The 19,327-nt window shown below is 70.5% G+C and carries 16 protein-coding genes; 5 read left to right on the plus strand and 11 right to left on the minus strand.

Annotated elements, in window-relative coordinates:
* Window positions 1–3 precede the first annotated feature (3 nt).
* Both dxr and JNB61_RS09250 read right to left on the minus strand, forming a co-directional pair.
* Window positions 4–1,089, minus strand: coding sequence for a 1-deoxy-D-xylulose-5-phosphate reductoisomerase (gene dxr, locus JNB61_RS09245; RefSeq protein ID WP_220288096.1), 1,086 nt, complete (start codon window positions 1,087–1,089; stop codon window positions 4–6).
* A 41-nt stretch (window positions 1,090–1,130) separates the two neighbouring features.
* Window positions 1,131–2,099 (minus strand): FKBP-type peptidyl-prolyl cis-trans isomerase, encoded by a 969-nt coding sequence (locus JNB61_RS09250; RefSeq protein ID WP_220288097.1) that lies wholly within the window; start codon window positions 2,097–2,099, stop codon window positions 1,131–1,133.
* A gap of 201 nt (window positions 2,100–2,300) precedes the next feature.
* Between JNB61_RS09250 and JNB61_RS09255 the strand changes: the two genes are divergently transcribed.
* The gene (locus tag JNB61_RS09255) at window positions 2,301–3,002 is read left to right on the plus strand and encodes a lysophospholipid acyltransferase family protein (protein WP_159848818.1); all 702 of its coding nucleotides are present in this window, start codon (window positions 2,301–2,303) and stop codon (window positions 3,000–3,002) included.
* A gap of 24 nt (window positions 3,003–3,026) precedes the next feature.
* On the opposite strand, the gene JNB61_RS09260 is transcribed toward JNB61_RS09255, so the two are convergent.
* Window positions 3,027–3,509 (minus strand): OsmC family protein, encoded by a 483-nt coding sequence (locus tag JNB61_RS09260; protein WP_220288099.1) that lies wholly within the window; start codon window positions 3,507–3,509, stop codon window positions 3,027–3,029.
* A 52-nt stretch (window positions 3,510–3,561) separates the two neighbouring features.
* Here JNB61_RS09260 and JNB61_RS09265 point away from each other — a divergent pair, with 52 nt between their 5' ends.
* Window positions 3,562–4,551 carry an asparaginase gene (locus JNB61_RS09265; RefSeq protein WP_220288100.1) on the plus strand — a complete coding sequence of 330 codons (990 nt, stop codon included), beginning with the start codon at window positions 3,562–3,564 and terminating at the stop codon, window positions 4,549–4,551.
* A 56-nt stretch (window positions 4,552–4,607) separates the two neighbouring features.
* Window positions 4,608–5,723 carry an alanine dehydrogenase gene (gene ald / locus JNB61_RS09270; protein WP_220288101.1) on the plus strand — a complete coding sequence of 372 codons (1,116 nt, stop codon included), beginning with the start codon at window positions 4,608–4,610 and terminating at the stop codon, window positions 5,721–5,723.
* Between the two features lie 182 nt (window positions 5,724–5,905).
* On the opposite strand, the gene JNB61_RS09275 is transcribed toward ald, so the two are convergent.
* The 7 genes from JNB61_RS09275 to JNB61_RS09305 all read right to left on the minus strand — a co-directional run bounded on the left by JNB61_RS09275 (window position 5,906) and on the right by JNB61_RS09305 (window position 17,046).
* Window positions 5,906–7,471 carry an APC family permease gene (locus tag JNB61_RS09275; RefSeq protein ID WP_220339420.1) on the minus strand — a complete coding sequence of 522 codons (1,566 nt, stop codon included), beginning with the start codon at window positions 7,469–7,471 and terminating at the stop codon, window positions 5,906–5,908.
* A gap of 66 nt (window positions 7,472–7,537) precedes the next feature.
* On the minus strand, window positions 7,538–10,354 hold the full coding sequence (locus tag JNB61_RS09280) for an FtsK/SpoIIIE domain-containing protein (RefSeq protein WP_220339421.1): 2,817 nt from the start codon (window positions 10,352–10,354) through the stop codon (window positions 7,538–7,540).
* Between the two features lie 66 nt (window positions 10,355–10,420).
* Window positions 10,421–11,218: a PP2C family protein-serine/threonine phosphatase gene (locus tag JNB61_RS09285; protein WP_220339422.1), complete on the minus strand. Its 798-nt coding sequence runs from the start codon at window positions 11,216–11,218 to the stop codon at window positions 10,421–10,423.
* A gap of 64 nt (window positions 11,219–11,282) precedes the next feature.
* Window positions 11,283–13,328 carry an ABC transporter ATP-binding protein gene (locus JNB61_RS09290; protein WP_374226635.1) on the minus strand — a complete coding sequence of 682 codons (2,046 nt, stop codon included), beginning with the start codon at window positions 13,326–13,328 and terminating at the stop codon, window positions 11,283–11,285.
* Window positions 13,325–15,058: an ABC transporter ATP-binding protein gene (locus JNB61_RS09295; RefSeq protein WP_220288105.1), complete on the minus strand. Its 1,734-nt coding sequence runs from the start codon at window positions 15,056–15,058 to the stop codon at window positions 13,325–13,327. Before JNB61_RS09295 ends, JNB61_RS09290 begins: the two co-directional genes overlap by 4 nt.
* Window positions 15,059–15,195: 137 nt before the next feature.
* Window positions 15,196–16,179 (minus strand): aldo/keto reductase, encoded by a 984-nt coding sequence (locus tag JNB61_RS09300; RefSeq protein WP_220339423.1) that lies wholly within the window; start codon window positions 16,177–16,179, stop codon window positions 15,196–15,198.
* Between the two features lie 87 nt (window positions 16,180–16,266).
* Entirely contained in the window at window positions 16,267–17,046 is a 780-nt protein-coding gene (locus tag JNB61_RS09305) for a DUF5684 domain-containing protein (protein WP_220339424.1), read from the minus strand.
* Between the two features lie 191 nt (window positions 17,047–17,237).
* Between JNB61_RS09305 and JNB61_RS09310 the strand changes: the two genes are divergently transcribed.
* Together JNB61_RS09310 and JNB61_RS09315 are read left to right on the plus strand one after the other, a co-directional pair.
* A complete protein-coding gene (locus tag JNB61_RS09310) occupies window positions 17,238–17,684 on the plus strand; it encodes a DUF4282 domain-containing protein (RefSeq protein ID WP_159845278.1) in 447 nt (148 codons plus the stop codon).
* Between the two features lie 78 nt (window positions 17,685–17,762).
* On the plus strand, window positions 17,763–18,491 hold the full coding sequence (locus JNB61_RS09315) for a GNAT family N-acetyltransferase (protein WP_220339425.1): 729 nt from the start codon (window positions 17,763–17,765) through the stop codon (window positions 18,489–18,491).
* Between the two features lie 3 nt (window positions 18,492–18,494).
* On the opposite strand, the gene JNB61_RS09320 is transcribed toward JNB61_RS09315, so the two are convergent.
* The gene (locus tag JNB61_RS09320) at window positions 18,495–19,244 is read right to left on the minus strand and encodes a YaaA family protein (protein WP_220288109.1); all 750 of its coding nucleotides are present in this window, start codon (window positions 19,242–19,244) and stop codon (window positions 18,495–18,497) included.
* Between the last annotated feature and the right edge of the window lie 83 nt (window positions 19,245–19,327).

A 19,327-nucleotide genomic window follows, 5' to 3' on the forward strand; every position in this document is an offset into this window, starting at 1 on the left:
TAATCAGGATGCTGCGGCGATGACCTTGTCGGCCTTGCGGCGCGCCCAGTCCTCGGCGTCGGTGAGAGCCTCCCGGGTGAGGGCGTCGGGCGCGTCGTGCTTGTCGACGACGCGCTCGATGACATCGATGATGCCGAGGAAGCTGAGTCGGCCCTCGTGGAACGCGTCGACGGCCTGCTCGTTCGCCGCATTGAACACCGCGGGATAGGTCCCGCCGGCGCGCCCCACCTGCTTGGCGAGCCGTACGGCGGGGAAAGCGGCGTCGTCGAGCGGCTCGAACGTCCACGACGTCGCCGTGGTCCAGTCGAGCGGCCGGCCGACGCCGGCGACCCGATGGGGCCAGTCGAGGCCGAGTGAGATGGGCAGGCGCATGTCGGGCGGTGAGGCCTGCGCGATCGTGGAGCCGTCGACGAACTCGACCATCGAGTGCACGATCGACTGCGGGTGCACGACGACGTCGATCTCGGAGTACGGCACCGCGAAGAGGAGGTGCGCCTCGATGACCTCGAGGCCCTTGTTGACCAGGGTCGCCGAGTTGGTGGTGACGACGCGGCCCATGTCCCACGTGGGATGGGCGAGGGCCTCGGCGGGGGTGACGTTCTCGAGCGATTCGCGGGTGCGGCCCCGGAACGGGCCGCCCGATGCCGTGAGCACAAGCCGGCGGACCTCGCCACGCTCCCCTGAACGCAGGGCCTGTGCGAGGGCGGAGTGCTCCGAGTCGACCGGGACGATCTGTCCCGGTCGGGCGCGCGCCGTGACGAGGTCGCCGCCGACGATCAGCGACTCCTTGTTCGCGAGCGCGAGCGTGCGACCGGTCTCGAGCGCGGCGAGGGTCGGGCCGAGGCCGACAGAGCCGGTGATGCCGTTGAGGACGACGTCCGCCTCGACATCGCGTACCAGCTGCTCGGCCTCGACGGCGCCGAGCGCGGTGCTCTCGACGCCGAACTCTGCGGCCTGCGCATCGAGCGTCTGACGGTCGGATCCCGCGGCGAGACCCACCACCTCGAACCGCCGGGGATTGGCCCGCACGACGTCGAGCGCCTGTGTGCCGATGGAGCCGGTCGAGCCGAGGATGAGGACGCGCCGCATCCGGCCAGCCTATCGCCGGGCCGGATGCGGGCCGCCTCGGGTCACTGCTGGGCGGCGGCGCGCTGCACGCCGAGGATGTCGACGACGAAGACGAGGGTCTCGTCCTGCAGCTCGTGGCCCTCGCTCGCGCCGTAGCCGAACTCCGGCGGGATCACGACGAGCACCTGCGAGCCGACCGTCTGGCCTTCGAGCGCCTGCTGGAAGCCGGCGACCACGCCCGTCGTCTGGAAGGCCGTGGGCTGGCCGCGATCCCAGCTCGAGTCGAAGACGGAGCCGTCCGACCACTTCACGCCGGTGTACTGCACGAACACGGTGTCACCCGACTCGACGACCGGGCCGTCGCCCTTCTTGAGCTCCGCGATCTGCACCTCGGTCGGGGGCTCCTCGGCGGGCACGGTGATGGTGGGCGCGCCGTCGTCGTCGAGCTCGACCGTCGGCATGCCGTCGACCGGGTCCTGCTCGGCGCCGTCGGCACTGGTCGGGATGAAGTCGGTGGTCTCGGCGACGATCACGACCGGCGACGCGCCCTCGCCGAAGGCGCTGCCCGGGATGGACATCGCGACCGTCGAGCCGACGGGCGCGCACTCCAGGGCGGCGACGAACAGGGAGTACTGCTGCGGATCCATGATGATCGGGACCGCGCCGGAGTCGTCGGCCGAGGTGTCAGACGAATCCTGCAGGACCTCACCGGTCGAGCCGTCGTACAGGGTGTAGAAGCCGCTGACGAGGTCGCCCGACACGACGTCGTCGCCCGAGCCCTCGGTCACGATCGTGCGCTCGACGTCCTCGAAGGCGAGGGTGTCGGGGAGGGTCGCCGCCAGATCCGCACCGCTGCCCGTGACCTCGATCGCGTCGGAGTCCGCGCCCGGCTGGGCGTCGAGCAGGCACTCGGAAGAGGCGGTCGACGTGGGCGTGGGCGTGGCGTTCGGATCGGCCGACCCGGAGCAGCCCGCAAGCAGCAGGGTCGACACGGCGACGACGGACAGGGCGGCGAACGGGCGAATGCGCACGGAACAACCTCGAGTCAGGGGGAAGGGAAGGCTCCATCCTTTCGCATCTTTCCTCCGTTCGCGCTGGGAAACGGCATGCCGATACCGGAATGCAACGGGGAGTACCCTCTACGGGTGACTTCCGACCTCGTGCCCGGCGCCGAAGACACCCCGGACGAGACGGTGGAAGAGCCGCAGTCCCCCGAGGCCGCGCCTCGCCGCATGGGCCTCACGTACGCTCTGGGGCGCAGCATCCTCACGCCCCTCGCGCGGATCGTGTACCGCCCGCATATCGAGGGCAAGGCCAACGTCCCGAAGTCGGGCCCGGTCATCTTCGCCAGCAATCACCTGTCGTTCATCGACTCGATCGCCATCCCGGTCGCCGCTCCGCGACCCGTCCACTTCCTGGCGAAGTCGAGCTACTTCGAGAAGCCGGCCTCGCGCTGGTTCTTCACCTCGATCGGCGCGATCCCCGTCCAGCGCGGCGCGGGACAGGCGGCGCTCGACGCGCTCGACCAGCAGCGCGCCCTCCTCGACGACGGCAAGGCGGTGGCCCTCTACCCGGAGGGCACGCGCTCGCTGGACGGCCGCCTCTACAAGGGCCGCACGGGCGTCGCGTTCCTCGCGCTGCAGGCCGGGGCGCGCGTCGTGCCGGTGGGTCTCATCGGCACCGACAAGGTGATGCCGGTGGGCGCGAAGAAGCCGTCGTTCCAGCACCGCATCACCGTCAGGTTCGGTGAGCCCCTCGATCTCGCCCACCACGGGCCCGCCACCTCGGGCAAGGCCCGCCGGCTCGCGACCGACGAGATCATGGCCGCGATCCACGCCCTCTCGGGCCAGGAGCTCGCGAACGCCTACAACGAGGTTCCCGCGCACAACACCATCGACCGCATCAAGCAGGTCCTCCCCCACGAGCGCCGCTGACGCACGGCCGGCTCCCGGGCCCGCTCAGCGAGCGGGCGGAGCGACCGCGATCGTGGGTTCGTGGCGCACGGGGAAGTTCACCGAGTTCGCGATGAAGCACCACTCGTTGGCCTGCGCATGCGCCGCGGTCGCGGCATCCGTCATCGACGCGTCCGCGACCGTCACCCGCGGTCGCAGCACGACCTCTCGGAAGGCGCCGCCGCCGCGGCCGTCTTCGACCATCAGACCGGATGCCTCGTCCTCATAACCGGTGACCACCACGCCCGCCTGCACACACGCGTGGAGGTACGACAGCAGGTGACACTGGCTGAGCGCCGCGAGCAGCATGTCCTCGGGGTTCCAGCGGGACGGGTCGCCCCGGAACGGCTTGTCGGAGGAGGCGAGCAGTGCCGGCTTGCCGTCGATCTCGATCGTCGACGCCCGGTCGTAATCCCGGTAACCAGAGGTGCCGGTGCCGCGGTCGCCGTTCCACGTCGTCCGGACGGAGTATCGATGCTCGCCCCACATGAGCACAGTCTGTCATGCGGGCGCAGAGCCCCTCCGGCGGTAGGCTGTCGGGGTGCCGCAGACCTTCGCCGCGACCGATGCCGTCGAGCTCGCCGTCGTCGAACGCAGCGGATTCGTCGAGTCCCGGCACGCCGGTATCGCCCTCGTGCTCGCCCCCGACGGCACCATCGCCGAGAAGCTCGGCGATCCGTCGGCCCTGATCCTCCCCCGCTCCAGCCTCAAACCGCTGCAGGCGCTCGGGTGCCTCTCGGCCGGCGCTCCGCTCGAGGGCGAGCGACTGGGCCTGGCGACCGCGAGTCACTCGGGCACCGACCGCCACGTCGCGGTGGTCCGCGACATCCTCTCGATCGCCGGACTCGGCGAAGAGGCGCTGGGCTGCCCCGCCGCCTGGCCGGGCGACAGCGCGACCCGCGACGAGATGGTTCGCGAGCTGGGCCAGCCGGCGCGCATCCGCATGAACTGCTCGGGCAAGCACGCCACCATGCTCCTCACCAGCGTGGTGAACGGCTGGGACCCCGAGGGCTACCTCGCGCCGGAGCATCCGGTGCAGATCCTCGTCCGCGAGACCGTCGAGCGCCTGATCGGCGAGAAGGTCGCCGCGACCGCGGTCGACGGCTGCGGCGCCCCGGTCTACGCGATGACCCTCTTCGGGCTCGCACGCGCGATCCACCGGATCGGCAACTCGTCGACGACGTCCCCGTTCGCCCTGCACCGCAGTGCCGGCGCCCTCGTCGAGGCGGTGCGGGCCGACCCGTGGACCATCGACGGCCCCGGCCGTGCCGACACGATCGCCATCGAGCGGCTGGGCGTGTTCGCCAAGGGCGGCGCCGAGGGCGTCATGGTGATGGTCGCCCCGAACGGCACCACGGTGGCGCTCAAGATGCTCGACGGCAGCGGCCGCGCCGCCACCGCCGTCGCCCTGCGGCTGCTCGAGCGGCACGGCGCCCTGGCCGCTCCGGACGTGGCCGACACGATGTCGAGGCTTCCGCTGGCCGTCACCGGCGGCGGACAGGCTGTCGGGGCCATCCGCCCCGCCTTCTAGAGGCGCTCCCACCAGGAGCCCGAGCGCTCCAACGGCGGAGCGGAAAGGATCACACGATGCGGATCAGCGTCCCCACCGAGGTGAAGAACAACGAGTATCGGGTCGCGCTCACTCCCGCGGGCGTGCATGACCTGGTGGCCTCCGGCCACGAGGTGTTCGTGCAGCGCGGCGCGGGCGAGGGCTCGTCGATGCCGGACGCCGAGTACTCCGACGCGGGAGCTGTGCTCCTCGATGATGCTGCCGAGGTGTGGGCGCGTGCCGAGCTGCTCCTGAAGGTGAAAGAGCCGATCGCGAGCGAGTACGGCTACTTTCGCGACGACCTCGTGCTGTTCACATACCTGCACCTCGCGGCGGATCGCCCGCTCACCGAGCGCCTCGTCGCCGACGGCGTCACCGCGATCGCATACGAGACCGTCCAGCTCCCCGGCGGCGGGCTCCCGCTGCTGGCCCCCATGAGCGAAGTGGCCGGGCGTCTCGCTCCGACCGTCGGCGCCGCGACGCTGATGCGCTCAGCCGGAGGCCTCGGCCTGCTCATGTCGGGGGTGCCCGGCACGCGGCCGGCCACCGTCACCGTCATCGGGGGCGGTGTCGCCGGTGCCAACGCCGCCGTGATCGCTGTGGGCATGGGTGCGGACGTCACCGTCTTCGACACCAACGTTCAGCGTCTGCGTTACCTCGACGATCACTTCCAGGGCCGGGTCAAGACCGCCGCGTCGAACCCGCTCGACCTCGACCGGGCGGTCACCGCCTCGGACCTCGTGATCGGCTCCGTGCTGATCCCGGGCGCGAAGGCCCCGAAGCTCGTCACCAACGACATGGTGTCGCGCATGCGCCCAGGCTCGGTGCTCGTCGACATCGCCGTCGACCAGGGCGGCTGCTTCGAGGACACGCACCCGACGACGCACGCCGATCCCACCTTCCCGGTGCACGGCAGCATCTTCTACTGCGTCGCGAACATGCCCGGCGCCGTGCCGAACACCTCGACGTCGGCGCTCACCAACGCTACGCTCCCCTACGTCCGCCAGATCGCGCGGCGCGGCTGGCAGGAAGCGCTCCGAGCGGATGCTGCGCTGGCGGCGGGTCTCAACACGGTGGGTGGGCGCGTGGTCAACGCGGGCGTGGCGACCGCTCACGATCTCGAGCTCGCTCCGCTGGATGCCGCCCTGGTCTAGCGACACGCACGGCCGGAGCCCTGGACTCCGGAGCGAGTCCGGGGCTTCGGAAGGCGCGGGACGAAGCCGTGCGTCCGCGCCCTGGCCGAGAATGGGGTGATGACGGACCCACACGTGTGGACGGTCGAGGATCACCTGAAGGATGCCGATCCGGCGGCAGTGCGGCTGTGGCGCCGCATCGATCAGACGAGTCCTCCGTCGATCGAGCGGGCGTAGTCCGCCGGGTCTTCGGGGACGAGCACCGGGGTGTCGCGGTTGAGGCTCTCGCCTCGGAAGAAGGCCTTCGCCCGGGGGAACAGGAACCAGAGCAGCATCAGGAGCACGCCGAAAGCCAACGATCCGATGCCGAGCACGAACGTGCCGCCGATACCGAGCAGAACGGTGTACCCGTAGTCGACGTCGTACATGTCGATGGCCGACTGCACGAACGCGTAGGTGAGCATCAGCGATCCCAGCAGCGGGAGCAGGAACCGGTAGAAGAAGTTCCTGGTGCTGTCGAACAGCTCCCGCCGGAAGTACCAGACGCAGGCATAGCCGGTGATCGCGTAGTAGAAGGCGATCGCCAGGCCCAGCGACAGGATCGAGTCCTGCAGGATGTTGTCGCTGATCAGGGTCATCCCGACGTAGTAGACGATCGCGACCACACCCATGACCAGTGTCGAGAATGACGGCGTCTTGTACCTCGGGTGCACCGTGGCGAAGCGCCGGGGCAGCGCCTTGTATGCGGCCATCGCGAGCGTGCCGCGCGCGGTCGGCAAGATCGTCGTCTGCGTCGAGGAGATCGCCGAGATCATCACCGCGACCACGAGCACCCATCCGAGCGGCCCGAGCAGGCCGTCTTTGATGGCGAGGAAGAAGTCGTCGGCGTTCGCCTCGTTGCCCAGGCCCGTGCCGGTCTCGCCGAGACCGGCGTACATCATGGCGGCCACCGTCACGCCGACGTAGGTGAACAGAAGGATCACGGTCGTCAGCAACGCCGCCCGGCCGGGGATGCGCTTGGGGTCCTTCGTCTCCTCGTTGAGGGCCAGGCACGTGTCCCAGCCCCAGTAGATGAACAGCGCCAGCAGGACGGCCTCGACGAAGCCGCTCCACTCGGTGAACGCGAACGGGTTGAACCACGACCAGTCGAACGGCGTCGGGTCCGGGGCGGTGCCGGCGAAGAACTGCCACAGCGCGGCGACGACGAAGATCGCCAGCGCGACGTACTGAATCGCGAGCAGCACGTTCTGGATGCGCTCGCCGATCTCGACGCCTCGCCAGCTCACCCACGTCATGGCCGCGATGAAGACCACTCCGGTCGCGGTCACGAGGGGGACGTTGTCGGCGAGCAGCGCGTCATCGGGGTTTCCGACGATGCCGTCCACGAGCGCCCAGAAGTAGATGCCGGCGATCTGCGCGAGGTTCGCGAGTACGACCATGCCGGCGACGGCGACGCCCCATCCGCCCATCCAACCCACCCACGGCCCGAACGCCTTGGTGCCCCAGGTGAATGTGGTGCCGCAGTCGGGGACGTCGTTGTTGAGCTCTCGGTACGCGAACGCGATGAAGAGCATCGGGATGAACGCGATGACGAACGCGATGGGCGCCTGCGCACCGACCGCCAGCACGACGAACCCGAGGGTCGCCACAAGCGAGTAGACGGGAGCGGTCGACGCGAGCCCGATGACGGTGGAACCCCAGAGTCCCAGCGTGCCGGCGGCGAGTCCTTTGCCCTCAGGCCGTTGCAGATCGATCGGGGATGTAGCCACAGGCCGACGCTATGGGGTGCGAGAAGCGCCGGTCAACATGTCGGCCCGACGGTCAGACCGGACATCTCACGACGGGAGGACAATGCGGACGGGATCGGCCCCCGCAGAGATCAGCCACGCACGAGCGGCGCCCGGTTCGCAGTAGGGCGGCACCGCACGGAATCCGCTGAGGACCCTGAGTTCGGCAGCGCACGACGTGTCGATCACGAGCTCGTGGTCGCCGCGCACGTCGGCGAGCAGACGCCAGTGTCGCTGCCAGTCGTCGGGCTCCCCCGCGACGACCACGCGCCCGCTCGCCGCCGCACCGGGATCCACCACATAGTCATCGATGCCGAGCACGCGCAGTCCGTGGGCTGACCAGGCCGCAAGCGCGCGCCGACCGGCCGGCGAGCGGCGGGCCACAACACCGGTGAGCGGTGTGCTGGGGATCCAGGCGGCCTGGGGCTCGAGCGGCTCGGGGATCATGGCCGGCGCGACAGCGAGCTGCAGCGTCCGCCCGTCGAGCCGTCCCCTCCCGGCGGGCGCGGAGGGATCGAACGTCGAAGGGTCTGCGCCCGCCGATGCGTGATCGACCCGCGTGGCATACGGCAGCACGAGCCGACGCGGGAAGAGCTCGGCGACGCGCGACACCGGCCCCGTCAGCCGGTGCGTGCCGATCACCACGAGCACGCCGGCGTCCGCAGCCCGGCGGACGACGCCCTCGATCCGCTCGATGACGACCTGGGCGTACTCGGGCGGCAGACGAAGCGCGATCGCGTCGAGGTCATCGACGAGCACCGCCGCACCGCGGCGAGGCAGCTCCTCGTGCAGCGCCGCGACGGCGTCCCACAGCGCCTCCGGATGGGCCGGCAGGCGCACCATGGCCCCGCCCAGCTGGGCCGCGACGACGTCGAGCGCGTTCGACACCCCCGACGCCGGCCCACCGAGCACCAGCAGGCCGCGGTCGGACGCGCCCAGGAAAGCCACCGGCTGCCGCTGGCGCTCGGGCTCATCGGCCAGCCCGAGCAGCACGGCGCCGGCAGCGGGTGCATCCCGACCCGCCGCGGCTCGGGCCCCGAGTTCGTCGAGGGTGATCTGCCGCGGCAGGTCGGGCAGCCAGGGCCGACTCGGGGCGCGGTGTCCGATCTGCAACGCGGCAGCGGCCACATCGTCCGGACCGGACAGCGCGATGCGCACCTGGCGCGGACTGGCGTCGCCGGCGCGACGGACGAACGCCGTCCCGCGCCCTGAGAGCCCGCCGGGCAGGCGTGCGGCGTCGTCCGTTCCGAGCAGCGCCCGGCTGTCGGCCACGTCCGTGACGCGCAGGCTGATGCGCAGCGGGCAGTTCGCCAGCAGGTTGTCGCGAATCACCCCGGCCGCCCGCTGCGTGCCGAGGATGAGATGGATGCCGAGTGCCCGGCCGCGTGCGGCAAGGTCTGCGAACAACCCGTGCAGCTCGGGGTGGTCGGCCAGCAGGGCGGCGAACTCGTCGACCACCACGACGAGCCGCGGCAGCCGCACCCGAGGATCGCCGACGTCACGGGCGCCGGCGGCGGTGATCGCCGCTTCGCGACGGCGCAGCTCGGCTCGCAGGCTCTCGATCGCACGGCGGGCGCCCGAGCCGTCGAGGTCGGTGATAACCCCGCTGACGTGCGGCACGCCGGCAAGCCCGTCGAACGCGGTGCCGCCCTTGAAGTCCGCGAGCAGGAACGCGACGTCGTCGGTCGAATGCGTCGCGCAGAGCGCGAGGATCCATGTGATCAGCAGTTCGCTCTTGCCCGCTCCGGTGACGCCTGCGACGACGGCGTGGGGTCCGTCGGCGACGAGGTCGACGATCACCGGCTCGCCGCGGTCCGCGCCGATCGCCGCGGCCAGCCCGCCCGGTGTCACGGGAAGGGAGGCCAGAAGCGGACCCAGTGCGATCGGCTCGGGCACCCCGCGCTGCAGTCCGAGACTGTGCTCGGCTCGAGCGGAGAGTTCGGCCGCTATCTGCTCCGCCTGCCCGCGCGCCACCGCTTCGACGCGCACGGGCACGACCTCGCCGGCGTGCTCGAGTCGTGCGACGTCCGGAGACGAGATCGTGAGCACCGCCTGGCACCGCGGCGGCAGCGGTTCGCCGAAGCGGCCGCGCGCGATGACCAGATCCGCATCCGCGGGGACCAGCTCGCCGGGTCCGACGACCGCGAGCGCCGATCCGCCTCGCCCCTCGCGGTGCGGCAATGCTTCCATCCAGTCGAGGCCTCGCCCCAGCGGTCCGAGGATGCGCAGTTCATCCGGGGCGAACGCGAGGCACGCCTGCAGCACGAGTGCCCGCTGGACCGCGGTGGCGAGCGTCTCGCCGCCGACGACCACTACGCCCGCCGCGAGCGGGAGGGTCACCGGTGCTCCCGTGAGACGAGCCGCGCGGCGACGCAGCTCCGAAGCATCCGTATCGCCGTCCCCACCGGTCACGCGGACGACGCTCGCGCGCTCGCCCTCGCCGATCACGAGCGCCGCGTCACGGCCGCCTCGCCAGATCTCGCCCTCCCGCGTGATGAGACGGGCGACATCGGGATGCCGCGCCCACAGCTGCGCCCGCTCACCTTCGTGTCGCGCCGCCACCGCCGCAGCGACCTGCTCACGGGCGCGCACGGCGTCGGCTGCGGCGCGCCGGCCGTCGCGACGAGCGGCGCGCCGTGCGTCGAGCATGGTCGCGGCGGCGATCAGCGGACCGAGGAGCGCGAACCAGAGGGAGAAGAGCGAACCGGTGACGAGCCACAGCGCGACGGCGCCGACCACCGGCACGATGGCGGCCACCACCGGCAGGGGCGGGCGCGGGGGCGGCGTCCACTTCGCGGGGAGGGCGAGCGGCTCATCGTCGAGCATCCCACTGGTGGCGAAGGTCGAAGGGGCGGTCGAGCGCATGCGCCAAGTCCACCGCGCGCCGACGCCCGACGGGTCGCCGCGGCCCAGATCTGTGGATCGCCGGGGTCAGTCCTCGGCTGTGGAGGAATCGCCGTCGGCGCGGCGGGCTACGTCCAGCACGATGATGGTGATGTTGTCTCGGCCGCCATTCTCGAGCGCGGCCTCGAGCATCGCGGATACCGCGTCAGCCGGATCGGCGTTCACTTCGAGGAAATGGCGGATGCCGTAATCGGTGAGCTCTTTCGTCAGCCCGTCGGAGCAGATCACGAAGCGGTCGCCGTCGAACGCGTCCAGGCGCACGTAGTCGGGCTCGACCCCGTCGCTCGGCCCCACGGCGCGGGTGATGACGTTGCCATAGGGATGATTCTCGGCCTCTTCGGGACTCAGGCGTCCTGCGGCGACGAGTTCCTGCACGACGGAGTGGTCGGTGGTGATCTGGACGATCGCGCCATCGCGCATCAGGTACACGCGCGAGTCGCCGATGTTCAACGTGACCCAGTGGGGCGCATCCCCCGACGTGTCGAGGAACACGCCGGTCACCGTGGTGCCCGTCCCCTCATCGGTGGCCTCGGGGTGCGACGCGATGTCTTTGACCGCGCGCGCGAGGGCCTTCTCGATCGTCTTCGGCGTCACCGTGCCGCTGTCGGCGACGGCGTGGAGGCGCTCGATCGTGCTGGCACTGGCGATCTCGCCCCCGACATGCCCGCCCATGCCGTCGGCGACGACGAAGAGCGGATACGACGCGAACATCGCATCCTGGTTCACCTCGCGACGGCGTCCGGTGTCGGTTACGGCGGCCCAGGAGAGCTCGAGCACGCCACCGGGAACCGGGACGGCGAGAGACTGGGTGGAAACTTCGGGCACGCCCTGTCCTCCCCGTCGGAATACGCCGAAGCCCTTCGCCCCCGCGTTCTCACATCCTAGTGGGTTACTCCACCGCGTCTTCGGACTCGGCGAGGGCGTCGACCACGATCTGCGCGGTCGTCGGGGGCGGCGACTGCGGCGCCGTCGGCACGTCGGCCGGCTCATCCTCCTCGGCCGCGCCCTCGAACTGCGCGTTGTAGAGACGCCAGTACGCACCCTTCTGCGCGAGCAGCTCGCCGTGGGATCCCTGCTCGACGATCGTGCCGTCCTCCATCACGAGAATCAGGTCGGCGTCCCGGATCGTCGACAGCCGGTGGGCTATCACGAATGCGGTGCGGTCCTCGCGCAGCCGCGACATGGCGCGCTGGATGAGCAGCTCGGTGCGGGTGTCCACCGACGAAGTCGCCTCGTCCAGAATGAGGATGCGCGGGTCGGCGAGGAACGCGCGGGCGATCGTGATGAGCTGGCGCTCGCCCACGCTGAGGTTCGTGGCCTCATCGTCGAGCATCGTGTCGTAGCCGTCGGGAAGCGCGTGCACGAAGCGGTCCACGTAGGCCGCCCTCGCGGCGGACACGATCTCCTCATCCGACGCGTCCGGCCTCCCGTACGCGATGTTCTCGCGGATGGTGCCGGCGAACAGCCAGGTGTCCTGCAGCACCATCCCGGTTCGTGCGCGCAGATCGTCGCGGGTCATACGGCGCGTGTCGATGCCGTCCAGCGTGATGCGGCCGGAGTCGACATCGTAGAAGCGCATGATGAGGTTCACGAGCGTCGTCTTGCCGGCGCCGGTTGGGCCCACGATCGCGACGGTGCTCCCCGGCCGCGCGGCGAGCGTCAACGAGTCGATCAGCGGCTTGTCGGCGACGTAGCGGAACGACACGTCCTCGAACTCGAGTCTGCTCGCCGACTCCGGCGCGGTGTCGGCCGGGGCGTCGTCGGGCGTCTGGTCCTCCTCGTCGAGCAGCTCGAACACGCGCTCGGCGCTGGCGACGCCCGACTGCAGCAGATTCGCCATGGACCCCAGCTGACTCAGCGGCTGCGTGAACTGGCGCGAGTACTGGATGAACGCCTGCACGTCTCCGATCGACATGAGCCCCGCGGCGACCTGCAGTCCCCCTACCACCGCGATGGCGACGTAGACGAGATTGCCGACGAACATCATCGCGGGCATGATCACGCCCGACAGGAACTGCGCACCGAAGCTCGAGCGGTACAGCTCCTCGTTCTCGGCGCGGAAGTCCGCCTCGACCTCCTTCTGGTGGCCGAAGACCTTCACCACCGAATGGCCGGAGAACGTCTCCTCGACACGGGCGTTGAGCACGCCGGTCGTCTTCCACTGCTGCACGAACAGCTTCTGGGAGCGCTTGGCGACGAGCACCGTGATGAAGATCGTGAGCGGGATCGTGACGAGCGCGATGACCGCCAAGAGCGGCGAGATGAGGAACATCATCGTGAGCACGCCGATCACCGTCAGCAGCGAGATCACGACCTGCGAGAGCGTCTGCTGCATCGTCTGCCCGATGTTGTCGACGTCGTTCGTGACGCGGCTGAGCAGCTCGCCGCGCTGCACCCGGTCGAAGTACGACAGCGGCAGGCGGTGCACCTTGTCCTCGACCTGCAGGCGCAGCCGATGCATCCCGCGCTGCACCACACCGTTGAGGATGCGCGCCTGCAGCCAGCCGAAGAGGCTAGAGAACACGTAGACGATGAGCACCAGGGTCAGGATCCGGGCGAGCTGGTCGAAGTCCACGCCGGCGCCGGGCACGAAGTCCATCGCCGCGATCATGTTCGCCTGGTCTTCGTTGCCCGACGCGACGAGCTGGTCGATGACCTGCTGCTTGGTCATGCCTGCCGGCACCTGCAGCGAGATGAAGCCGGCGAACACGACGTTCGTGCCCTCGCCGAGCAGCTTCGGGCCGATCACCGAGAGCGTGACCGACAGGATGCTGAACACGAGCACCACGAAAAGCAGCAGCCTGTCCGGGCGCAGCATCGCAAGCAGGCGCTTCGCGCTCGGACCGAAGTTCCGCGCCTTCTCGCCCCCCATCGCCTGCCCCATGGGGCCGCGGCCGATCGGCATCCGCTGCGTCGGCCGCCCAGGGCCGCTCATGCCGCCGCCTCCGCCGCGAGCTGCGATTCCACGATCTCGCGGTAGGTGTCGTTGGACTCCACCAGCTCGTCGTGCGTGCCGATGCCGACGATGCGTCCGTGGTCGAGCACGAGGATCTGGTCGGCGTGCTGGATCGTCGAGACCCGCTGTGCGACGACGAGGCGGGTCGCGTCGGGCAGGTGCGTATCGAGCGCACGGCGCAGCGCAGCATCCGTCCTCAGATCCAGGGCCGAGAAAGAGTCGTCGAAGATGTACGACTCCGGTCGCTTGACCAGCGCGCGGGCGATCGCGAGACGCTGGCGCTGGCCGCCCGAGACATTCGTGCCGCCCTGCGCGATCGGCGCCTCGAGCCCTTCGGACATGGCCCGCACGAAGTCGGCGGCCTGCGCGAGCTCGAGTGCCGCCCAGAGCTGTTCGTCGGTCGCGTCGTGATCGCCGTACCGCAGGTTGGAGGCGATGGTGCCCGAGAAGAGGAACGCGCGCTGCGGGACGAGTCCGACGCGCGTCCACAGCTCGTCGGGGTCGTAGTCGCGCACGTCGACGCCGTCGACGCGCACGCTCCCCGCGGTCACGTCGAACAGGCGGGGCACGAGGCTCACCAGGGTCGTCTTGCCCGAGCCCGTCGACCCGATGACGGCTGTCGTCGTGCCCGGCTCCACCGTGAAGGTGAGGTCATGCAGCACGGCCTCCTCGGCACCCGGGTAGGCGAAGTCGACATGGTCGAACTCGATGCGGCCGGTGGGAGCGGGAGCGGATGCGGCGGCGACGGGCGCCGACACCGACGGCTCGGTCTCGAGCACCTCGCCGATCCGGTTCGCGCACACTGCGGCGCGCGGGATCATGACGAACATGAACGTCGCCATCATCACGCCCATGAGGATCTGCATGAGGTAGGTGAGGAAGGCGAACAGCGTGCCGATCTGCACGCCGCTGTTCTGCACCTGGAAGGCGCCGAACCAGATCACCGCGACGCTCGAGACGTTCATGACCAGCATCACGGCCGGGAACATCAGCGCCATCAGGTTGCCCGCGCGCAGGCCCGTCGCCTTGACGTCGTCGCTCGCCGTCTCGAAGCGCGCCCGCTCCTCACGCTCGCGCACGAACGCGCGCACGACACGGATGCCGCTCAGCTGCTCGCGCATGATCTGGTTCACGCGGTCTATGCGCTTCTGCATCTGCGTGAATGCGGGCACCATGCGCCAGACGATCAGCCCGACGATGATGAGCAGCACCGGGATCGCGACCGCCATCAGCCACGACAGGCCGACGTCCTGGCTGATGGCCAGGATGACACCGCCGATCGCGAGCATCGGCGCCGAGATCATGAGCGTGGCCGACACCTGCACCAGCATCTGCACCTGCTGAACGTCGTTCGTGTTCCGCGTGATGAGCGAGGGTGCCCCGAACTGGCCGACCTCGCGCTGCGAGAACGCGACGACGCGGTGGAAGAGGTCACCGCGCAGGTCACGCCCCATGCCCATCGCGAGGCGCGACCCGAAGTACACCGCGACGATCGCGCACACGACCTGCACCAGGCTGACGATCAGCATCACGCCGCCGGTCGACCAGATGTAGGGGATGTCGCCGGTCACGACGCCGTTGTCGATGATGTCGGCGTTCAGCGTGGGCAGCCACAGCGACGCGATCGACTGCGCGAGCTGGAAGACCACCACCGCCACGATGAGGGGCCACGCGGGACTCAGATACCGCACCAGGAGCTTTCCGAGCACGACGGTCCTTTCCGGCGCGCGGAGTCGTCCGCTCTCACGGACCGCGCACGGAAAGCGACGCTACGCCTCCGCGCACGCCGCCGACAGTCCGGCGCCTACGCCGTCGGCGAACCGCCGCTCGCCGCGGCGGCGGGCGCTCAGAGGGCGACGCGGGCCGGCGGGAAGAATTCGTCGATCGCCGCCAGATCCGAGTCTGTCGGCGTCCACGCGGTGGCCGCCGCGGCATTGGCCTGCACCTGCTCCGCACTCGTAGCGCCGGCGATCACGCTCGAGAGCGCGGGATGTGACAGCAACCAGCCGAAGGTCGCCTGCAGCATGGTGATCCCGCGCTCCTCGCAGAACGCCTGATACGCCTCGAGAGCGTCCCATGGCGCGTCGTCGTAGATGTGGCGGCGCTGCCGGATGATGCGGGTGTCGGCGGGGGCGGCATCGCGCGTGAACTTGCCCGTGAGCAGGCCGTTGTGCAGCGGGAAGTACGGGAAGAAGCCGACGCGGTAGCGCGCGACCGCCGGCAGCACGTCCCTCTCGGCACCTCGTGAGAGGAGGCTGTACTGGTTCTGTGCCGAGACGAACGGCACGCCGTGCCGCATCAAGGCGGTGAAGTGTCCCTCGGCGATCTGCCACCCCGAGAAGTTCGAGTGCCCGATGTAGCGCACCTTGCCCTCGCGCACGAGGTCGCCGAGCGCATCGAGCGTCTCATCCATCGGTGTGTCGTCGTCGGGAACGTGCAGCTGGTAAAGGTCGATCCACTCGGTCTGCAGGCGGGTGAGGGATGCCTCGACCGCACGCCGGATGTACGACCGCGAGCCCTTCGCCCCCGACGGCGGGTAGCCCATGTCGCGGCCGGGGTGGCCGAACTTGGTGGCGAGGGTGACCTGGTCTCGCCGTCCCTTGAGCGCCTCCCCCATGAGCGTCTCGGACTGGCCGGGGTCGCCGCCGTACATGTCGGCGGTGTCGAGGAAGGTCACCCCGGCGTCGATGGCGGCGTCGAGCACCTCCCGGGTGCCGTCGAGCGTCTCGGTGCGGGTGCCGGGGCGGCCGAAGTTGTTGCAGCCGAGGCCGACGGCGGAGACGAGGAGGCCGGACGCGCCGACCCGGCGCAGCGGAACAGTCGAAGTCATGCCTCCACGCTAGCCCCGGACACGGATGCTGCCGCCCGCGCGCAACACGACAGCCCCTCGCCATCGGCGAGGGGCTGTCGAGCAGTGCTACGGCTTCGGCGCGTCGGGCGCCGGCGGCTCGGTCGCCGGAGGCGTCGCCGCGGGGGGCTCGGCCGCGGATGGCGGCGTCACCGGCGGCTCGGCGGCCGGAGGCTGCGCAGTGGGCGGGGGCACCGGAGCCGCGGGCGCGGCCGACGGAGCCGGCGGCGGCGTGTAGCCGGCGGGCGGTGCGGGCGGCGGGGTGTACCCGGCCGGGGGCTGGTAGCCCGCAGGGGCGCCGTAGCCGGGGGTGGTGGCGGGGTTCGCCGGGTAGCCGCCGGCCGGTGCCTGGGCGGGAACGCCCGACCACACGGTCTTGTCGGCGAGGAAGTTGCCGGCCCACGGAGCGGCGGGGATCGCGAGGTTCCACCGCGAGCGGTCGAACGCGTTGATGCCGAGCCACACGATGGGAAGGAAGAAGTACAGGATCAGCCAGACGGCTTCCTTCTGCAGCTTCAGGCCCACGCGCCACGCGGCCAGGAGCGTGTAGATGAAGGCGGCGAGCCCGAGCAGCCAGCCCAGGACCGGAACCCAGCCGAGGATGGCGACCCCTCCCCACAGCACCAGCAGCCACCACGGGTTGAGGTCGCCGAGCTTGACGAAGATCAGGGTGTTGTAGACCGGCACCCAGGCGCGCCAGCGGCCCTGCACGCCGGCCTTGTCGAAGACCTTCATGAGGAACCACGAGCCGATCACGTAGCCGGCGATCGCGAGCAGGAAGAAGAATGGTGCGAGGACGAGCCAGGCGATGAGCGCCCCGACTCCGCCGCCGTCGTCGTAGTAGTCCATCAGCATTGTGGAGCGACCTCCGAGAGAGTCGGTTCGGACGCGTCGGCACGCGCCCGCGGAGCCCCTGCTCCGCTCGACACATGCTAGCGACGCTCTCAGCCGACTGTCAGCATTGGCGAGCGGTTCCGGGGGATGGCCTCCCGATGCATCGGGTGGATAGCCTGAGCACAACTCCCGAGCGAAGGGCCGCCATGACCGATCAGACTCCGCAGACTCCCCCGCCGCTGCCGCCGCAGTCCGCCGCCGACGCCGCGCGCGCGGCCGATCCGGACGACACGGGCGTCCCGACGATCCGGGGCGAGGTGAACGACGTCGGCCGAGGGTTCTTCTCCGCGCTGTTCGACCTGTCGTTCCGCACCTTCATCACGCGGCGGCTCGCGAGCGTCTTCTACTTCGTCGGCCTGATCGCGATCGCCATCGGGTTCATCGTCTACTTCGTCGGCGGGATCCTGAACGCGATCTCGCTGATGTGGCTGAACGTCGGTGCGGGCATCACGGGGCTCGTCGCGACGATCATCGTGGTGCCGGTGGTGACCTTCCTCGCGATCATCCTGCTCAGGTTCATCATCGAGGCGGTCGTCGCGCTGATCGCGATCGCCGAGAACACCGAGCGCACTGCGGAGCACACGAAGCGCTGACGCAGCGGCGTGCCCGCGTGTTGCGTGCGGTGACGCCCGCCGTTTGCGGCGACCGGGCTGCAGGCGCAGAGTGGGCGGGTGCCTGATCCTTCCCCCACCCCCATCCTCGACGCCCCGCACGCCGACGCCGACGTGCTCGACAACGCCCCGTGGCACTCGCTCACCGGCCCGCACGAGTCGTTCGCGATCGGGGGCGACCTCGTGCGCCGCTACCCGGAAGACGTCGCGCCTTTCGTCGCGGTGCGCTCATGGGATGAGCCCGGGGTCTGGCAGGCGCTCGTCGACCTCGTCGGGCCGGGGGCTGAGATCGGGCTCTCCGGGTACGACGGCGATGTGCCCGCCGGCTGGGAGATCGTCGGCCAGGGCGAGGGCGTGCAGCTCGTGGAGACTGATGCGCTCAGACCGCGCCCCGACCCGGAGGCGGTGCTCCTGGGCGCCCAGGATGCTCCCGAGATGCTCGCGATCGTGGAGCGAAACCAGCCCGGTCCGTTCCGACCGCGCACCTACGAGCTGGGGCGGTACATCGGCATCCGCCGCGACGGCCGCCTCATCGCGATGGCGGGCGAGCGCCTGCACCCCGAGGGCTGGACCGAGATCAGCGCTGTCGCCGTCGACGCCGACCACCGCCGTCAGGGCCTCGCGTCGCGCCTCGTGCTCGACGTCGCCTTCCATATCCAGGAGCGCGGCGACCGCGCCCTGCTGCACGCCGCGGCATCGAACGTCGGGGCTATCGCGGCGTACGAACGTCTCGGCTTCGCGCTGCGCCGCCGCAACCGCTTCTCGGCGGTGCGCACGCCGACCGCGTAGAGCTCAGGCGAAGAGCTCGAGCTCGCCGGCGCCGGTCTCCCGCACGCGGAGGCCCGCAGCATCCGCCCATGTCAGAAAAGCCGCGGCAGACCCGATTCGCGGGCGATCCTCCGCGAGCCGGCGCACGAGTGCGCCCTTCGCGTGCTTGTTGAAGTGGTTGAGCGCGCGGACGGCGCCGTCGGCGCCCTCGCTCACGACGCGGACGTACCGCGACCTGACGTCCGCAGGCACCGGGCCCAGCCCGACGTACGCCTCGGAACGGAGGTCGAGCACGAAACGCGGCTCGAGCGCGGCGAGGGCCGCGGTCACCTCGGTGCCCCACAGGCGCCGCAGCGGCGGCACGCCCGGAAGCGACGTCGCGGCGCCGAGGCGGTAGGCGGGGATCCGGTCGAGCGCCCCCACCGGTCCGAATGGCGCCGAGTGCACCATGACGTGCGCTCCGAGCCAGCGCCGAGCGGCGGCGGACAGGGATGCCGCGTCCAGCGCGTCGAAGAGGACTCCGGTGTAGCGATCGATCGCAGGCATCGACGGCCCCTCGCGCAGCGCGGCGTTCACCGCCACCTCGTCGCGTTGCTTCGGCCCGAGCTTGAGGACGCGCGCCGCGTGATCCTCGTCGCCTGAGAGCGCGACGAGGGCGGCGACGACGGCCTCGCGCTGCGAGGCCAACTGGGGCAGCGCGAGTCGCGTGACGTCCAGCGGGGCGCCCGTACCGCCGCTGCGCTTCGTCTCGGACGGGGGCAACAGGATCAGCATGATTCTCCGTGCGGCTCGGGGCGGAGGTTCCGGATGAAACGACTCGGCCGATCCCCGAAGGGACCGGCCGAGTGCGAATGCGT

This window comes from Microbacterium ureisolvens, from assembly GCF_019511645.1.
GTDB lineage: Bacteria > Actinomycetota > Actinomycetes > Actinomycetales > Microbacteriaceae > Microbacterium > Microbacterium ureisolvens_A.

Excerpts from the sequence above, each read along its gene's own strand:
- ald (WP_220288101.1), top strand. The coding sequence starts at position 4,608 with ATGCGGATCAGCGTCCCCACCGAGGTGAAGAACAACGAGTATCGGGTC.
- JNB61_RS09300 (WP_220339423.1), bottom strand. The coding sequence starts at position 16,179 with ATGACTTCGACTGTTCCGCTGCGCCGGGTCGGCGCGTCCGGCCTCCTC.
- JNB61_RS09290 (WP_374226635.1), bottom strand. The coding sequence starts at position 13,328 with ATGAGCGGCCCTGGGCGGCCGACGCAGCGGATGCCGATCGGCCGCGGC.
- dxr (WP_220288096.1), bottom strand. The coding sequence starts at position 1,089 with ATGCGGCGCGTCCTCATCCTCGGCTCGACCGGCTCCATCGGCACACAG.
- JNB61_RS09305 (WP_220339424.1), bottom strand. The coding sequence starts at position 17,046 with ATGGACTACTACGACGACGGCGGCGGAGTCGGGGCGCTCATCGCCTGG.
- JNB61_RS09310 (WP_159845278.1), top strand. The coding sequence starts at position 17,238 with ATGACCGATCAGACTCCGCAGACTCCCCCGCCGCTGCCGCCGCAGTCC.
- JNB61_RS09320 (WP_220288109.1), bottom strand. The coding sequence starts at position 19,244 with ATGCTGATCCTGTTGCCCCCGTCCGAGACGAAGCGCAGCGGCGGTACG.
- JNB61_RS09260 (WP_220288099.1), bottom strand. The coding sequence starts at position 3,509 with ATGTGGGGCGAGCATCGATACTCCGTCCGGACGACGTGGAACGGCGAC.
- JNB61_RS09280 (WP_220339421.1), bottom strand. The coding sequence starts at position 10,354 with ATGCGCTCGACCGCCCCTTCGACCTTCGCCACCAGTGGGATGCTCGAC.
- JNB61_RS09255 (WP_159848818.1), top strand. The coding sequence starts at position 2,301 with ATGGGCCTCACGTACGCTCTGGGGCGCAGCATCCTCACGCCCCTCGCG.